The following is a 16,374-nucleotide window of genomic DNA, read 5'->3' on the forward strand; positions in this document are numbered from 1 at the left end:
CGGACTACGCGCGGCGGCGCAGGACCCAGATCTCCAGCAGGGCCCAGTCCTCGCCCGGATAGTTCTCCTGCTCCAGCGGCGACAGGCGGCGATGGCGGCTGGCGGTGCTACCGACGAATTCCAGGTGTTCCAGCAGCAGGCGCTTGGTCGCGTCGGCCTTTTCCAGGGCGAAGGGGTTCAGGAAGTTGACCAGCATGTAGCCCTCGCGCGGCGTCTCCGCGAAGGAGCGCACGAGCTTCTCGATCGCCGGCGGATCCAGGTAGACCAGCGATGCGGTGGAGATCACGATGTCCGCATCGGCCATGGATTTTTCGATCGCGGCCTGGGTCTCCGGGGCCGGCTGGTTCAGATCGGCCTCGAACGTCGTGTCGAACAGCCCGGCGCTCTTGCCATAGGCCAGCGCATTGCCGGAGATATCGATCCCGGTGGTCTTCATCGGCAGGCGGCGCGGCGCGGCGACGGTCTTGCAGGCCTGCTCGTCGGCCCAGTTGGCGCGGATTGCCTCGACATCCATGTTGTGGATGGCGGCCATGGTGGTGTTGCCGAAGCAGCAGCACAGATCCACGTAATTCAGGGTCTTGCCGGCGGCGGCCTGCTTTTCGGCCCAGGGGAGGATCAGCCGGTCGAAGGTTTGCCGGTTGAAGTCGTCGGAGATGTAGTCGAGCGCGTCGATGATGCGCTCTTTGAACGGCACCGGGGTCTCGGCGACGTAGATGTCGTCAAAATGCTGTTTCTTCTCCTCGGTCTTCACTTGCGGCTCACTCATCGACTTCTCCTCGTTGGATAAACACACCATGTTCGGGGGCATGAACCCGGAACGTCAAGTAACGCCGTTCACGCTGTTGGTACCGAGTGGGCGCCATGGGGCGATTCGGCTATGTATCATGAAACGAAGAGTCGCGGTCCCCACCAGGACGGGGACTGAATATCGCAGGAAGGGGAGTGCATGAAGATCGACTGTTTCAAGGCCTACGACGTGCGCGGCCGGGTGCCGGATCAACTCAACGCGGACGTGGTGCGAGCGATCGGGCGCGCCTTCGCCGAGGAGATCCGTCCGGGGCGAACCGTAGTCGGACACGATATCCGCCTGTCCAGCCCGGAACTGGCGCGGGCGCTGACCGAAGGCCTGACGGCCGGGGGCAGCGACGTGGCCGATATCGGCATGTGCGGTACGGAAGAGGTCTATTTCGCCACGGCGCATTACGGCGCGGGCGGCGGGATCATGGTGACCGCCAGCCACAACCCGCTGGACTACAACGGTTTGAAGCTGGTGCGCAGGGAGGCGCGGCCGATCAGTGGGGATTCCGGGCTGCAGGCGATCCGCGCGCGCGCCGAGCGTGGCGATTTCCGGCCTATGCCCCATGGCCAGGTGCGACACCTGGACCACCGGGCTGACTATGTCGCCCGGTTGCTGGCCTCGGTCGATCGCGAGGCGCTTCCGAGGCTCAGGGTGGTCGTAAACCCCGGAAACGGGGGCGCGGGTCCGGTACTGGAAGCGCTGGAGCCGTATCTCCCGTTTGAACTGATCCGGGTCAATTTCGAGCCGGACGGCCGATTCCCCAACGGGATCCCCAATCCACTGTTGCCGGAGAACCGGGCGGCGACCGCCGAGGCGGTACGCCGCCACGGCGCCGATCTGGGCGTGGCCTGGGACGGGGACTTTGATCGCTGTTTCCTGTTCGACGCCCAAGGCAACTTCATCGAGGGGTATTACATCGTCGGCCTGCTCGCCGAGGCCTGCCTGGAGGGTCATGCCGGGGAACGGATCGTCCATGACCCGCGCCTGACCTGGAACACCATCGAGATGGTGCGCGCGGCCGGGGGCGAGCCGATCCAGTCCAAGACCGGACATGCCTTCATGAAGGAGCGGCTGCGCCACGAGGATGCGATCTACGGCGGCGAGATGAGTGCCCACCACTATTTCCGCGATTTCTACTATTGCGATACCGGGATGCTGCCCTGGCTGCGGGTCGCCGAACTTATGGGCCGGCGGAGCCAGTCGCTGGGCGAGATGGTGGCCGAACGCATGGCCCGCTTTCCATGCAGTGGCGAGCTCAACTTCGAGGTCGAGGATGTGGCGGCCGCCACCAACCGGGTACTGGGTGCCTACGCGGAGCAGGGCGGGGCGCTGGATCATACCGATGGCGTCAGCCTGGAGTTCGCCGACTGGCGCTTCAACTTGCGCAGCTCGAATACCGAACCGCTGCTGCGGCTGAATGTGGAAACCCGCGCCGACCCGGCCCTGCTGGAACGCCGCGTGGACGAGATTTCCCGCCTGATACGGGGGTAAGACCAATGGAACAGACGCAAAGCCGGACCGACCTGCAGCCGGTGATCCTGGCCGGCGGCTCGGGTACCCGGCTGTGGCCCGTGTCACGCAGCCACTATCCGAAGCAGTTCCTGTCCCTGACGGGCGAGCAGACCCTGCTGCAGCAGACGGCGCAGCGGCTGGACGGCCTGGGCGCGGCACCGCCGCTGGTACTGGCCAATGTCGAGCATCGTTTCCTCGCGGCCGAGCAGTTGCGCGCGGCGGGTGTGGAGCAGGCGCGCATTATGCTGGAACCCGAGGGGCGCAATACCGCTCCGGCGATCGCCCTGGCCGCGCTGCAGGCGCGAACCGAAGGGCGCGATCCGCTGTTGCTGGTGCTGGCCGCGGACCACCACATCGGGGATGCCGCGGCCTTTCGCGAAGCCGTTGCGCGAGCCGTGGCCCTGGCGGACGCGGGTTACCTGGTGACCTTCGGCATCGTGCCCACCGCCGCGGAGACGGGCTATGGCTATATCCAGCAGGGGGAGTCGCTGGGAGAAGCCGGCGCCCGGGTGGCGCGGTTTGTCGAGAAGCCGGATGCCGCGACGGCCCGCGACTACGTCGAGCGCGGCGACTACCTCTGGAACAGCGGGATGTTCGTCTTCCGCGCATCGCAGTACCTCGACGAGCTGGCGCGATTCGAGCCCGCCATCATGACCGCCTGTCGCGCCGCGCTGGAGGATGCCCGCGAGGATCTCGACTTCCTGCGGGTGGACCCCGAGGCCTTCGCCTCGGCGCCCAATATCTCCGTGGATTACGCGGTGATGGAGCGCACCGAACATGCCGCGGTGACGCCACTCGCCGCCGGCTGGAGCGACATCGGCTCGTGGTCCGCCCTGGCCGGGGTACGCGGCATGGACGAGGAGGGCAACACGCTGCGCGGCGACTGCCTGCTGGAAGACAGCGAGGGCTGCGTGGTGGACGCCGATGGCCTCCTGGTCGCGGGCATCGGACTGCGCAACCTGGCGGTGGTGGCAACCCGCGATGCGGTGCTGGTCGCCGATCGCGACCGGGTGCAGGACGTCAAGCGCATCGTTGACCGCCTGAAGGAGGCCAATCGCAGCGAGCACGTGGACCACACCGTGGTCTACCGTCCCTGGGGCTGCTACGAATCCATCGATACTGGATCGCGCTATCAGGTCAAGCGCATCACCGTGAACCCGGGGGCCCGACTGTCCCTGCAAATGCATCATCATCGCGCTGAGCACTGGGTGGTGGTCAGCGGGACCGCCCGCGTGACAAACGGCGAACGGAACTACCTGGTCACCGAAAACGAATCGACCTTCATCCCCATCGGGCAGGTCCACTGCCTGGAAAACCCGGGCGCACTCCCGCTGGAGCTGATCGAGGTCCAGTCCGGCAGCTACCTGGGCGAGGACGACATCGTTCGCCTGGAGGACGTCTACGGTCGCGCCTGAGCGTGCGGCCTGGCTGTGGCGGGAATGCTATGATCCGGCGTTTTGGGCGGCGTTTTTGCGTGGTGCCGTCCGGTAGCGGGAGTCGACATGGCCAAAGTGGCATTGATCACCGGGATCACGGGGCAGGACGGGGCCTACCTGGCCGAGTTCCTGCTGGACAAGGGCTACGAGGTGCACGGGATCAAGCGCCGCTCGTCGCTCTTCAACACCGATCGCATTGACCACCTTTACCAGGACCCGCATGAGAGCGATCGCCGGTTCATTCTGCATCACGGGGATCTGACCGATTCGACCTGCCTGATCCGCATCATTCAGCAGGTGCAGCCGGACGAGATCTACAATCTCGCCGCGCAGTCGCATGTCGCGGTCTCGTTTGAGGAGCCGGAGTACACCGCCAACTCCGATGCCCTGGGCACGCTCCGCGTGCTGGAGGCGATCCGCATCCTCGGTATGGAGCAGACCACGCGCTTCTATCAGGCCAGCACCTCGGAGCTCTACGGGAAGGTTCAGGCCACCCCGCAGGACGAGACCACCCCATTTTATCCGCGCAGCCCGTATGCGGTGGCCAAGCTGTATGCCTACTGGATCGTGGTCAATTACCGCGAGGCCTACGGGATGTACGCCTGCAACGGCATCCTGTTCAACCACGAATCGCCGGTGCGTGGCGAAACCTTCGTCACCCGCAAGATTACGCGCGCCCTGGCCCGTATCAAGCTGGGGCTGCAGGAACGGCTCTATCTGGGCAACCTGGATGCCAAACGGGACTGGGGGCATGCCCGTGACTACGTCGAGATGCAGTGGCTGATGCTGCAGCAGGAAACCCCGGACGACTACGTGATCGCCACCGGCGAACAGCACAGCGTGCGCGACTTCGTGGATGCCGCGGCGCGCGAGCTGGGCATGCGTATCGAATGGCGCGGCGAGGGCGTGGACGAACAGGGATTCGACGAAAAGGGCCGCTGCATCGTGTCGGTGGACCCGCGCTATTTTCGTCCCACCGAGGTCGAGACCCTGTTGGGGGATGCCAGCAAGGCCAAGCGCGAGCTGGGCTGGGAACCGCGTATTCGCTTTGACGAACTGGTGGCCGAGATGGTGCGCGAGGACCTCAGGAGCGCCGAGCGGGACGAGCTGGTGCGCGACCACGGCTACCGGACCCTGAGCCGCCATGAGTAAATCGCAACGCGTCTTCGTCGCCGGACACCGGGGGATGGTGGGCAGCGCGGTGTGTCGCCAGCTCGAGGACTGGCCGGGTGTGGAACTGCTGACCCGTAGCCATGCGGAGCTGGACCTGACCGATCAGGCGGCGGTCGAGGCCTTCATGCGCGTGGAGCGCCCGGATCAGGTCTATCTGGCGGCGGCCAAGGTCGGGGGTATCCATGCCAACAACACCTATCCGGCCGAGTTCATCCGCGACAACCTCGCGATCCAGACGAACGTGATCCATGGCGCGCACATCGCGGGCGTGCGGCGGCTGCTCTTTCTCGGGTCCAGCTGCATCTATCCGCGCGAGGCGCCGCAGCCAATCCCCGAGGAGGCCCTGCTGACCGGGCCGCTGGAGCCGACCAACGAGCCCTACGCGATTGCCAAGATCGCCGGCATCAAGCTGTGCGAGAGCTACAACCGGCAGTACGGCACGGATTACCGCTCGGTGATGCCGACCAACCTCTACGGCCCGGGTGACAACTATCACCCGGAGAACAGCCACGTGATTCCCGGGCTGATCCGGCGCTTTCACGAGGCGAAGCGGGCCGGAGCCGGGCAGGTGACCGTCTGGGGGAGTGGCACCCCGCGCCGGGAGTTCCTCCACGTGGATGACATGGCGGCGGCCTGTGTGCACGTGATGAACCTCGATCACGTGACCTACGCAGAACACACGCAACCGATGCTGAGCCATATCAACGTCGGCACCGGCGAAGATCTTGCGATCGCCGACCTGGCGCGGCTGGTGGCGCGGGTGGTGGGCTTTTCCGGCGAACTGCGTTTTGACACGTCGCGCCCGGACGGGACGCCGCGCAAGCTGCTGGATGTCTCGCGACTCGCGGCGCTGGGATGGAAGGCCCGAATCGAACTCGAAGAGGGGCTCTCCGGGGCCTATGCCGAGTTCCTGGAACGCGGCGGAGATCGGCCGTGACCGAGCCCGCCTCGCGTCCGATTCGGGTGAAGTTTCTCTCGACCATGCGCGAGGGTATCTGGCGCCACCAGTTGCCGGACGGCGAGGCGCGCTGGGGGCGCTGCGAGTTCGTTTTCGACCCCGCGGTAACGGACTACGACTGGCTGGTGGTCTACGACGAATTTCCTTCCAACACCGGGCGCAACCGGCACTACAGCGAACAGCTGACCTGTGGGGCCGAGCGTACGCTCCTGGTAACCATGGAGCCGCCGTCCATCAAGTCCTACGGCCGGCGTTTTACCCGGCAGTTCGGGCGTGTGCTGACCTCGCACCCGGAATGGGCCCTCAAGCACCGGCGGCGCATCCATTCCCAGCAGGGGATGATCTGGTACTACGGTTTCGGCAGCCAGGGCGAGCGGCCGTACAACGAGATGCACGCGAGGCCGCCGCTGGAGAAGACCCGCGAGATCGCCACCATGTGTTCGGCGAAACGCCAGCGTCACACCTTGCACCGGCGACGCTATGACTTCACCTGGGCGCTGAAGGCCGAGCTGCCGGAACTGGAGATCTTCGGCAAGGGCGTGCAGCCGCTGGATGACAAGGCCGAGTGCCTGGACGCGTACCGGTACCACCTGGCGGTGGAGAATTACGTGGGCGCGCACCACTGGACCGAGAAGCTGGCGGACGCCTTTCTCGGCGCGACGCTCCCGTTTTACTACGGTGCGCCCAATGCGGCGGACTATTTTCCGCCGGAAAGCTTCATCGCGATTGATATCGAAGACGTGGAGGGGATGGCACAACGCATTCGCCGCGCCATCCGCGACAACGAGTATGAACAGCGCCTGCCACACATCCTCGAGGCCCGGCGCCGGGTGCTGGAGGAGTACAACCAGTTCGCCGTGGTCTCGCGGATTATCGAGGCTGCACACGACACCGAGCCGGCTGGTCCCACGGGGCAGTGGATCCATTCTCGTCGCGCCCTGCGGCGCCGCGATCCGCTGGCCGCTCTGGAAGGAGCCTGGGAGAAGGTCAGCCAGCGCGTTGGCCACCTCGCCGGACGTATCTGAACTGGCCGCTTTGCGGTTCAGCCGAAGTCGCGGGAGTGGGTGGCGAGTTCGCCGAGCCAGGCGCTGCGGTCGATCAGGCGCTGCACGATCAGGTGGCCGACGCCTTCGCTGTACTGCCACTCGCCATGGGCCTCCAGCAGGCGGCCGTGCAGGACCTCGGCGCGAAAGCGTTCCACGCGGTCCGGCCAGACGATCAGGTTGAGCGTGCCGGTCTCGTCCTCCAGGGTGAGGAACACCGTGCCATTGGCCGAACCGGGGCGCTGGCGGGTGATCACGATCCCGGCGTAGCGGGCGCTACTGTAGCCGGGCTGTTCGAGTAGCCGGGCGGCGGTGGATAACCGGTGCTGTTCCAGGAACGGGCGCATCAGCGCCAGCGGGTGCGGGCCCAGGCTCAGCCCGGTAGTGGCGTAGTCCTGCACCAGATCGTCCACGGCATCCGGGCGGGGCAGCAACGGGGTCACGTCGGCCTCGCGCACGGTCTCGCCCGGTCCCTCGGCGAACAGCGGCAGGGGCTCCTCCACCGCCTCGGTGGCCCAGCGTGCCTGGTGGCGATTGCCGGCCAGGCCCTTGAGCGCGTCGGCGCGGGCCAGGCGATTGGCCTGGGCGCGGGTGAGGGCGGCGCGGGCCACCAGGTCCGGGACGTCCGCGAAGGCCCGTTCAGCGCGGGCGGTGACCACGCGCTCGGCGACGTCGCGCGCCAGCCCGCCGACGCGGTTCAGGCCCAGGCGCAGGGCCAGCGCGTCGCTCCCGGCCAGCGGTTCCACCGTGCACTCCCAGTCACTACAACGCACGTCCACCGGGCGGACCTCCACGCCGTGGCGGCGGGCGTCGGCGACGATCTGCGCCGGGGCGTAGAAGCCCATCGGCTGGCTGTTCAGCAGGGCGCAGGCGAAGATCGCGGGCTCGTGGCACTTGAGCCAGGACGAGACATAGGTGATCAGCGCAAAGCTCGCCGAGTGTGACTCGGGGAAGCCGTATTCGCCGAAGCCGAGGATCTGCTTGTACAGCTGCTCGGCGAATCTCTCCGGATAGCCGCGTTCGCGCATGCCGTCCATCAGGCGCTCGCGGTAGCGCGCGAGCTGGCCGGTGCGCCGCCAGGCGCCGATCGCGCGGCGTAGCCCGTCCGCCTCGCCGGCGGAGAAACCGGCCGCGACCATCGCCAGCTCGATCACCTGCTCCTGGAAGATCGGCACGCCCAGCGTGCGTCCGAGCACGCGTTTTACCTCTGCGTTCGGATAGCGCACCCGCTCCGGGTGGGCGCGGCGCTTGAGATACGGGTGCACCATCTCGCCCTGGATCGGGCCGGGGCGCACGATGGCGATCTCGATCACCAGGTCGTAGAAGTTCGCGGGCTTCAGGCGCGGCAGCATGCTCATCTGCGCGCGCGACTCGATCTGGAACACGCCCAGGGTGTCGGCCTTCTGCAGAATGCGATAGACCGCCGGATCCTCGGCGGGGATGTCGGCCAGGCCCCAGTCGCGGCCCCGGTGATGCGCCATCAGCTCCAGCGCGCGGCGCACGCAGGAGAGCATACCCAGCGCCAGCACGTCGATCTTCAGCAGGCCCACCGCGTCAAGGTCGTCCTTGTCCCACTGGATCACCGAGCGCTCCGGCATCGCCGCGTTCTCGATGGGCACCAGTTCGTCCAGCCGGCCGTCGGCGATCACGAAGCCGCCGGTGTGCTGCGACAGGTGGCGCGGGAAGCCGAGCAGCTCGGCGGTCAGGGTCTGCCACTGCCGGGCCAGCGCGCCGTCCGGGTCCAGTCCGACCTCGCGCAGGCGCTCGGCGGGGATGCCGTCGTCCCACCAGGCGAGGTTGGCGGTCAGCGCATCCAGCCGCGCGCGCGAGATGCCCAGCGCCCGGCCGACGTCGCGCAGGGCGCTGCGGCGGCGGTAGCGGATTACCGTGCAGGCCAGCGCGGCGCGCTCGCGGCCGTAGCGCCGGTAGATGTACTGGATCACCTCCTCGCGGCGTTCGTGCTCGAAGTCGACGTCGATGTCCGGCGGCTCGCCGCGCTCGGCGGAGATGAAGCGCTCGAACAGCATGCTGGAGCGCGAGGGATCGACCGCGGTGATGCCGAGTGCGTAACAAACCGCCGAGTTCGCGGCCGAGCCACGCCCCTGGCACAGGATCCCGCGGCTGCGGGCAAAGCACACGATGTCGTAGACGGTCAGGAAGTACGGCTCGTAGCCCAGCTCGCGGATGATGCCCAGTTCGCGTTCGATCTGTTCCTGCACTGTCGGCGGGATGCCGTCGGGCCAACGCTGGCGAGCACCTTTGAGGGTCTCCTCGCGCAGGTAGGCGGACGGGGTCATGGTCTTCGGCAACGGGTCGGTGGGGTAGCGGTAGGTGACCGCGTCCAGCGAGAAATCGCAGTCCCGCGCGATGGCTACACTGGCCTCAAGCCAGGCGGCGGGATACAGCGCGGCCAGCTCGGCCCGCGGGCGCAGGCAGCGTTCCCCATTGGGGAAGCGTTCCTGCGCCGCCTCCGCGACCGTCGAACGCAGGCGCAGGGCGGTCAGCACATCCTGCAGGGCGCGCCGGCCGCGCCGGTGCATGTGCACGTCGCCGCAGGCGACGAGCGGGAGCCCCGTGGCGGTTCCCAGCGCCCGGGCGCGGGCCGTCAGGGTGGCATCTTCGGGGGTACGCAACTGGCTCACGGCCAGGTGGCCCTGACCTGGGGCGGCCCATCCGGACAGCCAGTGGGCCGCTTCGGCGAGCGCCGCCCCTGGGCTGTCGGCCTCGACCCGCAGCAGGCTGTGCCAGCCGGTGCGGCTCTCGGCGGGCAGGGCATCCAGATCGGCGCGCGTCAGGTGGTAGTGTCCTTTGTCCGCCGCGCCGCGGGCCCCAGTGATCAATCGGCACAGGGCGGCGTATCCCGTGGGATTGCGCACCAGAAGCGTCAGGGCGGGGCCATCGGCAAGCCGGAAGGTCGCCCCCAGGATCAGGTGCAACCCACATTCCTTTGCTGCCGAGTGTGCTCGTACTACACCCGCCAGCGAGGCGATATCGGTCAGCGCCAGCGCGCGGTAGCCCAGCGCCTGCGCCCTTTCGACCAGTTCCTCCGGGTGCGAAGCCCCGCGCAGGAACGAGAAGTTGCTGAGCGTCGTCAGTTCGGCATAGGCCGGGGGGGCGACAGGATGCTTGCGGGTGGGGGCATGCGGGGCGGATTCCATAGACTGTCGATATATACAGTATGCGGAGTCCGCCCCGCAATGCCCGTAGGGAGCGTCGACTTATCACGCTTGAAGAACGGGGTCGGATGCGCGGATGTAACCGGGAGTTCAAAATCCGGGATCAGGCCCTGTGATGAATCGCTCCCCGGTTTGCTGTATTCGGCTGTGTACACTGCGGCGAAATTCTCGTCCACCCGCTGGCTGCCTGGAGCTCCCCATGCGCTACGTATTGCTCCCGATGGTGCTGATTGCCCTGATCTTCGCGCTGGGGAATGTGGTGCTGTTCAATGCGCTGCCGAAACCGGACCGGCTGAAAGAGCCGCTGGTGCTGGAATACGGGACTTCATCGGAGCAGTTCCGGCGGGACATGGGGCTGCTCCTGCAACAACCGGTCGTGAGCGGCAATCGGATTGACCTGTTGCAGGATGGTGAGGCCATCTACGCGGCGAAGCTTGAGGCGATTGCAAACGCCGAGCACTCCGTTACCTTTGAAGTCTATGAATACGGGGGCGAGCAGGCGGTTATTTTCGCCGAGGCCCTGGCGCATGCGGCGGAACGCGGCGTCCGGGTACATGCCCTGCTGGATTTCCTTGGCTCGCGCAATGCCGACCCCGAGGCGTTCGAACGCATGGAAGAGGCCGGGGTGGAGCTGGTGCGTTGGCGCGAGCCGTCCTGGTACCAGTTGTCGCGCTTCAATCACCGCACCCATCGCAAGCTGCTCGTGGTGGACGGCCATACCGGTTTCATCGGGGGAGCCAACGTGGCGGATCCCTGGGTTGATCGTGACGACCGCGAGGGCTATCGCGACAACCACTTTCGCATTCAGGGTCCGGTGGTCGGCAATCTGCAGGCGGTGTTCCTGGAGACCTGGCTGGACGCCACGGGTCGGATGCCCACCGGCGAGGCCTATTTTCCCGCCCTGACGGAGAGGGGTGATCGCGACGCCCAGGTGGTCAACAGCGCCCCGCGCGAGGGGCGTCACCGGGTACGCCTGATGTTTCTGCATGCGATCGCCGCGGCGGAGGAACACATCACCATTGGCACGGCCTATTTCTATCCCGATCCGCGGTTCCTGGACGCACTGATGGAGGCAGCAGATCGGGGCGTCCATATTCGCGTGTTGACCCCGGGTGACAGCATGAACTTCGGTTTCTTCCGTCACGCATCGGTCAATCGTTGGCGGCCGATGCTCGAATCCGGCGTGGAACTGTACGAATACCGCCCGCGCATGTACCACTCCAAGCTGATGGCGGTTGACGACCGCTGGGCCAGCGTCGGTTCCGCCAATCTGCACAATCGGTCGTTTCGCCTGAACGACGAGGCCAACCTGAGTATCTGGAACGAGGACTTCGCCCGCGAGATCCGCGAGTTGATCGAGTCGGACAAGGCCGATGCCGAACGCCTGACCATCGAGGACTGGGAGAACCGGCCACTGCGGCGACGCCTGGCAGGGTGGATCACGCAGCTGATTGGGCCCTATCTCTGAGGCAGCCATCCACATGCACTGGCAGGAGAGTGCCATGACCCCGACCACGACCCGTCCGGCTCCTTCCCTCGACATCGGGGTTATCCATCTGCCCGAGGGTGGGGCGATCGGCATGACTCGCTGTCCCGGCAAGCGGCCGGATGGGGTGGGTTGCGAGATGCAGGACGTACAGGACGATCTCGCGGCCCTGCGGGATTGGGGTACGCAGGTGCTCGTGACCCTGAATCAGACGCGCGAACTCACGGATCTGGCTATCCCGGATCTGGGGCAAACCGTTCAGGCGGCAGGGATGCGCTGGCTGCATCTCCCGATTGGCGACATGGCCGCTCCCGATCGGCCCTGGGAAGAGGGCTGGCAGGATGTCGGGCCGCAGGTCCATCAGTGGTTGCGGGCCGGGGAGCGTGTGGTGTTCCACTGCGGGGGCGGTCAGGGCCGTGCGGGCACCATTGCCGCCCTGACCCTCATCGAACGCGGGCTTGCGCCGGAGGCGGCCATCCGGGAGGTCCGGTCGGCCCGCCCCGGCGCGATCGAAAGCCCCGACCAGGAGCGTTACCTGCGCAGCTTGCCGCGCACGGACTGAGGTGCGTTTCAGGAGTGGTTCAACGGCCGCGCGACGATAAAGGCATCCGCGAGCGTATCCCCTTGCTGTGCCTCGAGGGCGGCCATCGCGGCTGCGCGCGAGTCGAACAGGCCGATGCGAACCCGGTAGCGTTCGGAGGCCGGCTCGGGTCCGTCCACGACCTCCAGGCGGCTGGCAAGCCCGCGGGCCTTGAGGGTCTGGTCCAGCTTCCGGGCGTTTTCCAGTTCGGTGAATACGCCGGCCTGGATAGAATACAGCTCCTCGGGTGCGGAGGCGTCTTCGCTCGGCTCATGCTGGCGTTCCGGCGTGGGTTCCGCCCGCGACGGTTCCTGGTTTTTTCTCTCAATGCGGCTGGAATGGCGAGCCGGCGAGAACAGTGGCAATACGGCGTCATCGCCGGCGCGGGTCGACAAGGGTGCCGGGGCATCCAGCCACGACGCGCGGGCGCTTCCGGATTCCGGCGCCGAGCTCGTGTTATCGGTTGCCGCCGATTCGGGCTCGGCGACAAGCGGTCCGGGGGCCCCGATCGCGGCGCCCGAAAAGACACCCAGAACGAACAGCAGGACCGTGGCCAGCGGCGTGCCCAGCACCAGGAGGAACAGTTGGCGTCGGGTAAGGAACAGATTGATCATCTTGTGACCCTCCTTGGCAATCTTTGCCTTTTCGTCATCGAGGGGCGGGTCCTCCGTCGTGCGACAGAAAAATGACGTTTCCGCCCTCTTGTAGCGACATGCAAACAAAATGCCAGTTATGGGTCGGGCCAGGAGTCGAGAGGTTCGTGGAAAGCTGTCTACCTGGGTGGGATGATGCGCGCTGGGCCTGGCGAGGGTCCGTACGGCGCTTGTCCCGGCCGCGCTGCCTTTCTGGTTCCTGGCGAGAAGCCTGATGCGAAGTGCGATCTACGATCTCCTGATCCTGCGACTGACCGCCCGCTGGTATGCGGAGGCCCTGGAACGGATGCCCGATGCCGCGCGAGTGCTGGATGTGGGCATCGGCACGGCGGGGGCATTGCTGGCCAATGCTGAGCGGGCGCGGCACAAGCAGTTGCACCTGACCGGGATCGACATCGATGGCGCCTACGTCCGGCGGGCGCGGCGCCGGTTGCAGGAATCAACCCTGGCCGACTGCGCCGCGGTGTTTCGGGAATCCGTGTACGACCACGCGGGTGGTCCCTACGACGTGGTGTACTTTTCCGCGAGCTTCATGCTGCTGCCCGATCCGGAACAGGCGCTGCGCCACTGCAAGGGGCTGCTCGCGCCAGGCGGCCGGTTCCTGTTCACGCAGACCATCCAGCACCGCCCGGTGCGCTGGGTCGAGATCCTCAAGCCCCTGCTGCGACGGATCACGACCATCGATTTCGGGCACGTGACCTACGAGGCGGATCTCCGCGCCCAGCTCGCGGCCGCGGATCTGGTGGTGGAGGAATGGAGCGTGCTGGCCACCCATGGGTCGCGCGCTTCCTGCCTCGTGGTGGCGTGCCCGGCGAGCGAGAGCGCCGAATCAGGCAATGGGCTTGCGCGCCAGGATCATGTAGTTGACGCTCATGGATCGTGACAGCCACATCCGGCGGTTGAGCGGATTGACCCTGACCCCCGTCTGCGCCACGGGCTCCAGGCCGTCCCGTGCCAGTAGGTCCCGCGTTTCCCGGGGCGTGACGAATCGCTTCCACTGATGGGTGCCTCGGGGCAGGATGCGGAAGAGGTACTCGGCCCCGACAATCGCCACCACGAACGAGACCGGATTGCGGTTGATCGTGGCCACGAAGGTGTGACCGCCGGGGCGGAGCATGCGATTGACGCTCCCCATGAAGGCCGGCAGGTCCGCGACGTGTTCGACCACCTCCATGTTGAGGATCACATCGAAATCTTCCCCGCGCTCCGCGAGGGCCTCCGCCGTGTTGACCTCGTAGTGGATGTCGAGGCCTTGCTCGTCGGCGTGATGCCGGGCCGCGGCGATGTTGCGGTCCACCACGTCGACGCCCAGCACGTCCGCACCGAGGCGGGCCATGGCCTCGCTCAGCAGGCCGCCACCGCAGCCGATGTCCAGCATGCGCAGGCCGGACAAGGGGTGCTCGGCTTCCGGGTCCCGTCCGAGCGAGTGGCAGAGCTGATGGCGTATATAGTCGCTGCGCAGGCGGTTCAGCACGTGCAGGGGCCAGAGCCTGCCATCCGGTTGCCACCACATCTCGGCCAGGGCGCGGTAGCGCTCCACCTCGTTCGGATCGACGGTTCGGTCGCGTTCCACATCCGGAGAATTCATTGGCTGCGCGGCTCACCATGGTTGTGAAGGTTACTTTCGGACCACGCGATCCCGTTTTTGATCGCACCCGCCCAGGATCGATGCGATGGTGGCCCTTCGTTAGCAGCGGGCCGAGGTAGATCGAATGGGGCAGACGATCATCGGGGTGGACCTGTCCGGCCCCGGGAGTGCCGCGCATACCTCCGTCGCCGTGTTCCGTGAACAGGGTGGGGCGCTCGATCTGTTGGAGCTGGTGGCGGGAGCCAACGACCAGGCGATCCTCGACCGTGTACCCGCGGGCGCGATTGTGGGGCTGGATGCGCCCTTGTCGTATTCGCCCACCGGAGGCAGCCGCACATCCGACCAGTCCCTGCGACGCGTCGCGGTCGAACACGGATTGCCGGCCGGAACCGTCATGGCACCTTCCGCACCGCGCATGGCCTACCTGACGCTGCGGGGCGTGGCGGTCAGCCGCATGCTCGGCAGCGAGCGCCCGGACGCCCGGGTGGTGGAGGTACATCCCACCGTGGCGATGGTCCTGAAAGGCGCCTCGGTGGCGACATTGAAGGCCATGAAGCATGAGCCGGAGGCGCGCCGCGAGCTGCTGGCCTGGCTGGAGGGGCAGGGGCTCCGCGGGGTGTGCGATCTCGACCAGGTCAGTGATCACTCGGTGGCCGCCTGTGCTGCGGGTCTGGCGGCCTGGCAGTGGAGGCAGGGCAAACCCGCCTGGATCCACTCGGCCGAGCCGCCGCTGCACCCGTTCGACTTCGCCTGCTGACGGGCGGCTTCGATCAGGGGTAGCGGCGCATCTGCCCGACCAGTACGCCCTGGATGCGGAGCTGGTCCGGGGCGACGAAGAGGGGCGCATGGGCCGGATTCTCCGCGTGCAGCAGGATGCCCTTCGGGGTCTGCTCGACGCGTTTGAGGGTGGCGTCCGCGCCATCGATCAGGGCCACGACGATCTCGCCGTTGCGCGCGTGGCTGCGCGACTCGATCACCACCCAGTCGCCGTCCAGAATGCCGGCGTCCTGCATGGAGTCACCCTTCACCTCGAGCACATAGCGCTCGGCGCGCCCACGCAGGGCAACGGGTACTTCCAAGGGTTCGGGGTGCGCAAGCGCCTCGAACGGTTGGCCGGCCGCGATGCGTCCGATCCGGGGCAGGTTGTGGGCACCCCTGACCCGGTTGCCGCACCTTCGTCTCCGCAAGAGGGTGAGTCGGACAAGCCGTCGGCCAGCCGGACCCCTCGAAGGCGACCGCGGGGGGCTGCCCATATCCCGCGGCCCCCAGGGCCCGGATGTGCTTGTGCAGCGAGCCGCGTGAGCACGACGTCCTCTACAATCTAGGAGAGGTCTCCACCATCCCGGCCAGTGGCGCCGGTTTTGCCGTTGACGTCGTTTCACTGCTACGAGTGTTGCGCCGCACCTTGCTCACGGACTCCAGGAGAGATGCGATGTATCGGTCTTACGCGCGAGCGATACTGATCGGCGTCGGCCTCTGCACCGCCGGGGCCACCTTCGCGGAGACATCGGCGCCTCCGATGCCGACGGTGCAAGAGGTGGAGGCCGGAGCGCTTTTCCCTCTGGTTCCCGGTAAAAGCACGTTCAGGGTGGTCGACGGCGACGGAGAGGGACGGCAAGTCGTGCTGGAACTGATTCCCGCAGATGGTGAAGGCCGCTGGGAAGTTCGATTTGGTGACTACAACATTCTCCATCTTTCCGAGCTTTGGGATGGCAGTGTGGTGCTGACCGGTCTGGACGTGCTGACGCAAGGCCAGACCGTGCTGTACGAGCCACCGGTGGTGCTGCTACCCAGCAGGATCGTGCCCGACCGGACATGGAGCGCCTCTGGCAGGGCCACCGTCGTGAATAGAGAGACGCAAGAGGTTGAACACACGGGTGAGTACCAGCACCGAGTCATGCCCATCACTCTAGAGCGGTATGCGACTCCGGCGGGTGATTACGAAGGCTTCCTGGTGCCGATCGAGCAGA

Annotated in this window: 15 protein-coding genes; 10 read left to right on the forward strand and 5 right to left on the reverse strand. The window is 66.7% G+C overall.

Translation table 11 applies throughout. The annotated features are described in order from the left end of the window. Window positions 1-4 precede the first annotated feature (4 nt). A complete protein-coding gene (locus F817_RS0100460) occupies window positions 5-766 on the reverse strand; it encodes a class I SAM-dependent methyltransferase (protein WP_024325798.1) in 762 nt (253 codons plus the stop codon). Window positions 767-946: 180 nt separating this feature from the next. Here F817_RS0100460 and F817_RS0100465 point away from each other — a divergent pair, with 180 nt between their 5' ends. The 5 genes from F817_RS0100465 to F817_RS0100485 all read left to right on the forward strand — a co-directional run bounded on the left by F817_RS0100465 (window position 947) and on the right by F817_RS0100485 (window position 6,903). Beyond that, window positions 947-2,290 (forward strand): phosphomannomutase/phosphoglucomutase, encoded by a 1,344-nt coding sequence (locus F817_RS0100465; protein ID WP_024325799.1) that lies wholly within the window; start codon window positions 947-949, stop codon window positions 2,288-2,290. Between the two features lie 5 nt (window positions 2,291-2,295). After that, on the forward strand, window positions 2,296-3,726 hold the full coding sequence (locus tag F817_RS0100470) for a mannose-1-phosphate guanylyltransferase/mannose-6-phosphate isomerase (RefSeq protein ID WP_024325800.1): 1,431 nt from the start codon (window positions 2,296-2,298) through the stop codon (window positions 3,724-3,726). 87 nt (window positions 3,727-3,813) lie between these two features. Next, window positions 3,814-4,899: a GDP-mannose 4,6-dehydratase gene (gene gmd / locus F817_RS0100475; protein ID WP_018145793.1), complete on the forward strand. Its 1,086-nt coding sequence runs from the start codon at window positions 3,814-3,816 to the stop codon at window positions 4,897-4,899. Further along, complete coding sequence (locus F817_RS0100480; RefSeq protein ID WP_024325801.1) at window positions 4,892-5,857, forward strand: GDP-L-fucose synthase; 966 nt, start codon at window positions 4,892-4,894, stop codon at window positions 5,855-5,857. Before gmd ends, F817_RS0100480 begins: the two co-directional genes overlap by 8 nt. Then, window positions 5,854-6,903 carry a glycosyltransferase family 10 domain-containing protein gene (locus tag F817_RS0100485; protein WP_024325802.1) on the forward strand — a complete coding sequence of 350 codons (1,050 nt, stop codon included), beginning with the start codon at window positions 5,854-5,856 and terminating at the stop codon, window positions 6,901-6,903. Before F817_RS0100480 ends, F817_RS0100485 begins: the two co-directional genes overlap by 4 nt. A gap of 17 nt (window positions 6,904-6,920) precedes the next feature. Here F817_RS0100485 and F817_RS0100490 read toward each other — a convergent pair whose 3' ends face one another. After that, a complete protein-coding gene (locus F817_RS0100490) occupies window positions 6,921-10,079 on the reverse strand; it encodes an error-prone DNA polymerase (RefSeq protein ID WP_042799027.1) in 3,159 nt (1,052 codons plus the stop codon). A 217-nt stretch (window positions 10,080-10,296) separates the two neighbouring features. On the opposite strand from F817_RS0100490, the gene F817_RS0100495 reads away from it, so the two are divergent. Together F817_RS0100495 and F817_RS0100500 are read left to right on the forward strand one after the other, a co-directional pair. Beyond that, window positions 10,297-11,565: a phosphatidylserine/phosphatidylglycerophosphate/cardiolipin synthase family protein gene (locus tag F817_RS0100495; protein ID WP_024325804.1), complete on the forward strand. Its 1,269-nt coding sequence runs from the start codon at window positions 10,297-10,299 to the stop codon at window positions 11,563-11,565. Between the two features lie 34 nt (window positions 11,566-11,599). Beyond that, window positions 11,600-12,145 (forward strand): cyclin-dependent kinase inhibitor 3 family protein, encoded by a 546-nt coding sequence (locus F817_RS0100500; RefSeq protein WP_024325805.1) that lies wholly within the window; start codon window positions 11,600-11,602, stop codon window positions 12,143-12,145. Between the two features lie 8 nt (window positions 12,146-12,153). Here F817_RS0100500 and F817_RS0100505 read toward each other — a convergent pair whose 3' ends face one another. Beyond that, window positions 12,154-12,777 carry an SPOR domain-containing protein gene (locus F817_RS0100505; protein ID WP_024325806.1) on the reverse strand — a complete coding sequence of 208 codons (624 nt, stop codon included), beginning with the start codon at window positions 12,775-12,777 and terminating at the stop codon, window positions 12,154-12,156. Window positions 12,778-13,030: 253 nt separating this feature from the next. Here F817_RS0100505 and F817_RS0100510 point away from each other — a divergent pair, with 253 nt between their 5' ends. Continuing rightward, the gene (locus F817_RS0100510; RefSeq protein ID WP_024325807.1) at window positions 13,031-13,699 is read left to right on the forward strand and encodes a bifunctional 2-polyprenyl-6-hydroxyphenol methylase/3-demethylubiquinol 3-O-methyltransferase UbiG; all 669 of its coding nucleotides are present in this window, start codon (window positions 13,031-13,033) and stop codon (window positions 13,697-13,699) included. On the opposite strand, the gene ubiG is transcribed toward F817_RS0100510, so the two are convergent. Next, on the reverse strand, window positions 13,646-14,404 hold the full coding sequence (ubiG, locus tag F817_RS0100515) for a bifunctional 2-polyprenyl-6-hydroxyphenol methylase/3-demethylubiquinol 3-O-methyltransferase UbiG (RefSeq protein WP_024325808.1): 759 nt from the start codon (window positions 14,402-14,404) through the stop codon (window positions 13,646-13,648). The genes F817_RS0100510 and ubiG overlap by 54 nt on opposite strands. A gap of 124 nt (window positions 14,405-14,528) precedes the next feature. On the opposite strand from ubiG, the gene F817_RS0100520 reads away from it, so the two are divergent. Further along, on the forward strand, window positions 14,529-15,161 hold the full coding sequence (locus F817_RS0100520; RefSeq protein WP_024325809.1) for a DUF429 domain-containing protein: 633 nt from the start codon (window positions 14,529-14,531) through the stop codon (window positions 15,159-15,161). Window positions 15,162-15,174: 13 nt separating this feature from the next. Here the strand turns inward: F817_RS0100520 and F817_RS14785 are convergent, their stop codons facing one another. Further along, a complete protein-coding gene (locus F817_RS14785) occupies window positions 15,175-15,483 on the reverse strand; it encodes a S24 family peptidase (RefSeq protein WP_024325810.1) in 309 nt (102 codons plus the stop codon). Window positions 15,484-15,836: 353 nt separating this feature from the next. Between F817_RS14785 and F817_RS0100530 the strand changes: the two genes are divergently transcribed. Then, the coding region (locus F817_RS0100530) for a hypothetical protein (RefSeq protein ID WP_024325811.1) at window positions 15,837-16,374 on the forward strand (538 nt) is incomplete at its 3' end.

This window comes from Thioalkalivibrio sp. AKL19 (assembly GCF_000420165.1).
In the GTDB taxonomy this organism is placed as follows: Bacteria; Pseudomonadota; Gammaproteobacteria; order Ectothiorhodospirales; family Ectothiorhodospiraceae; genus Thioalkalivibrio.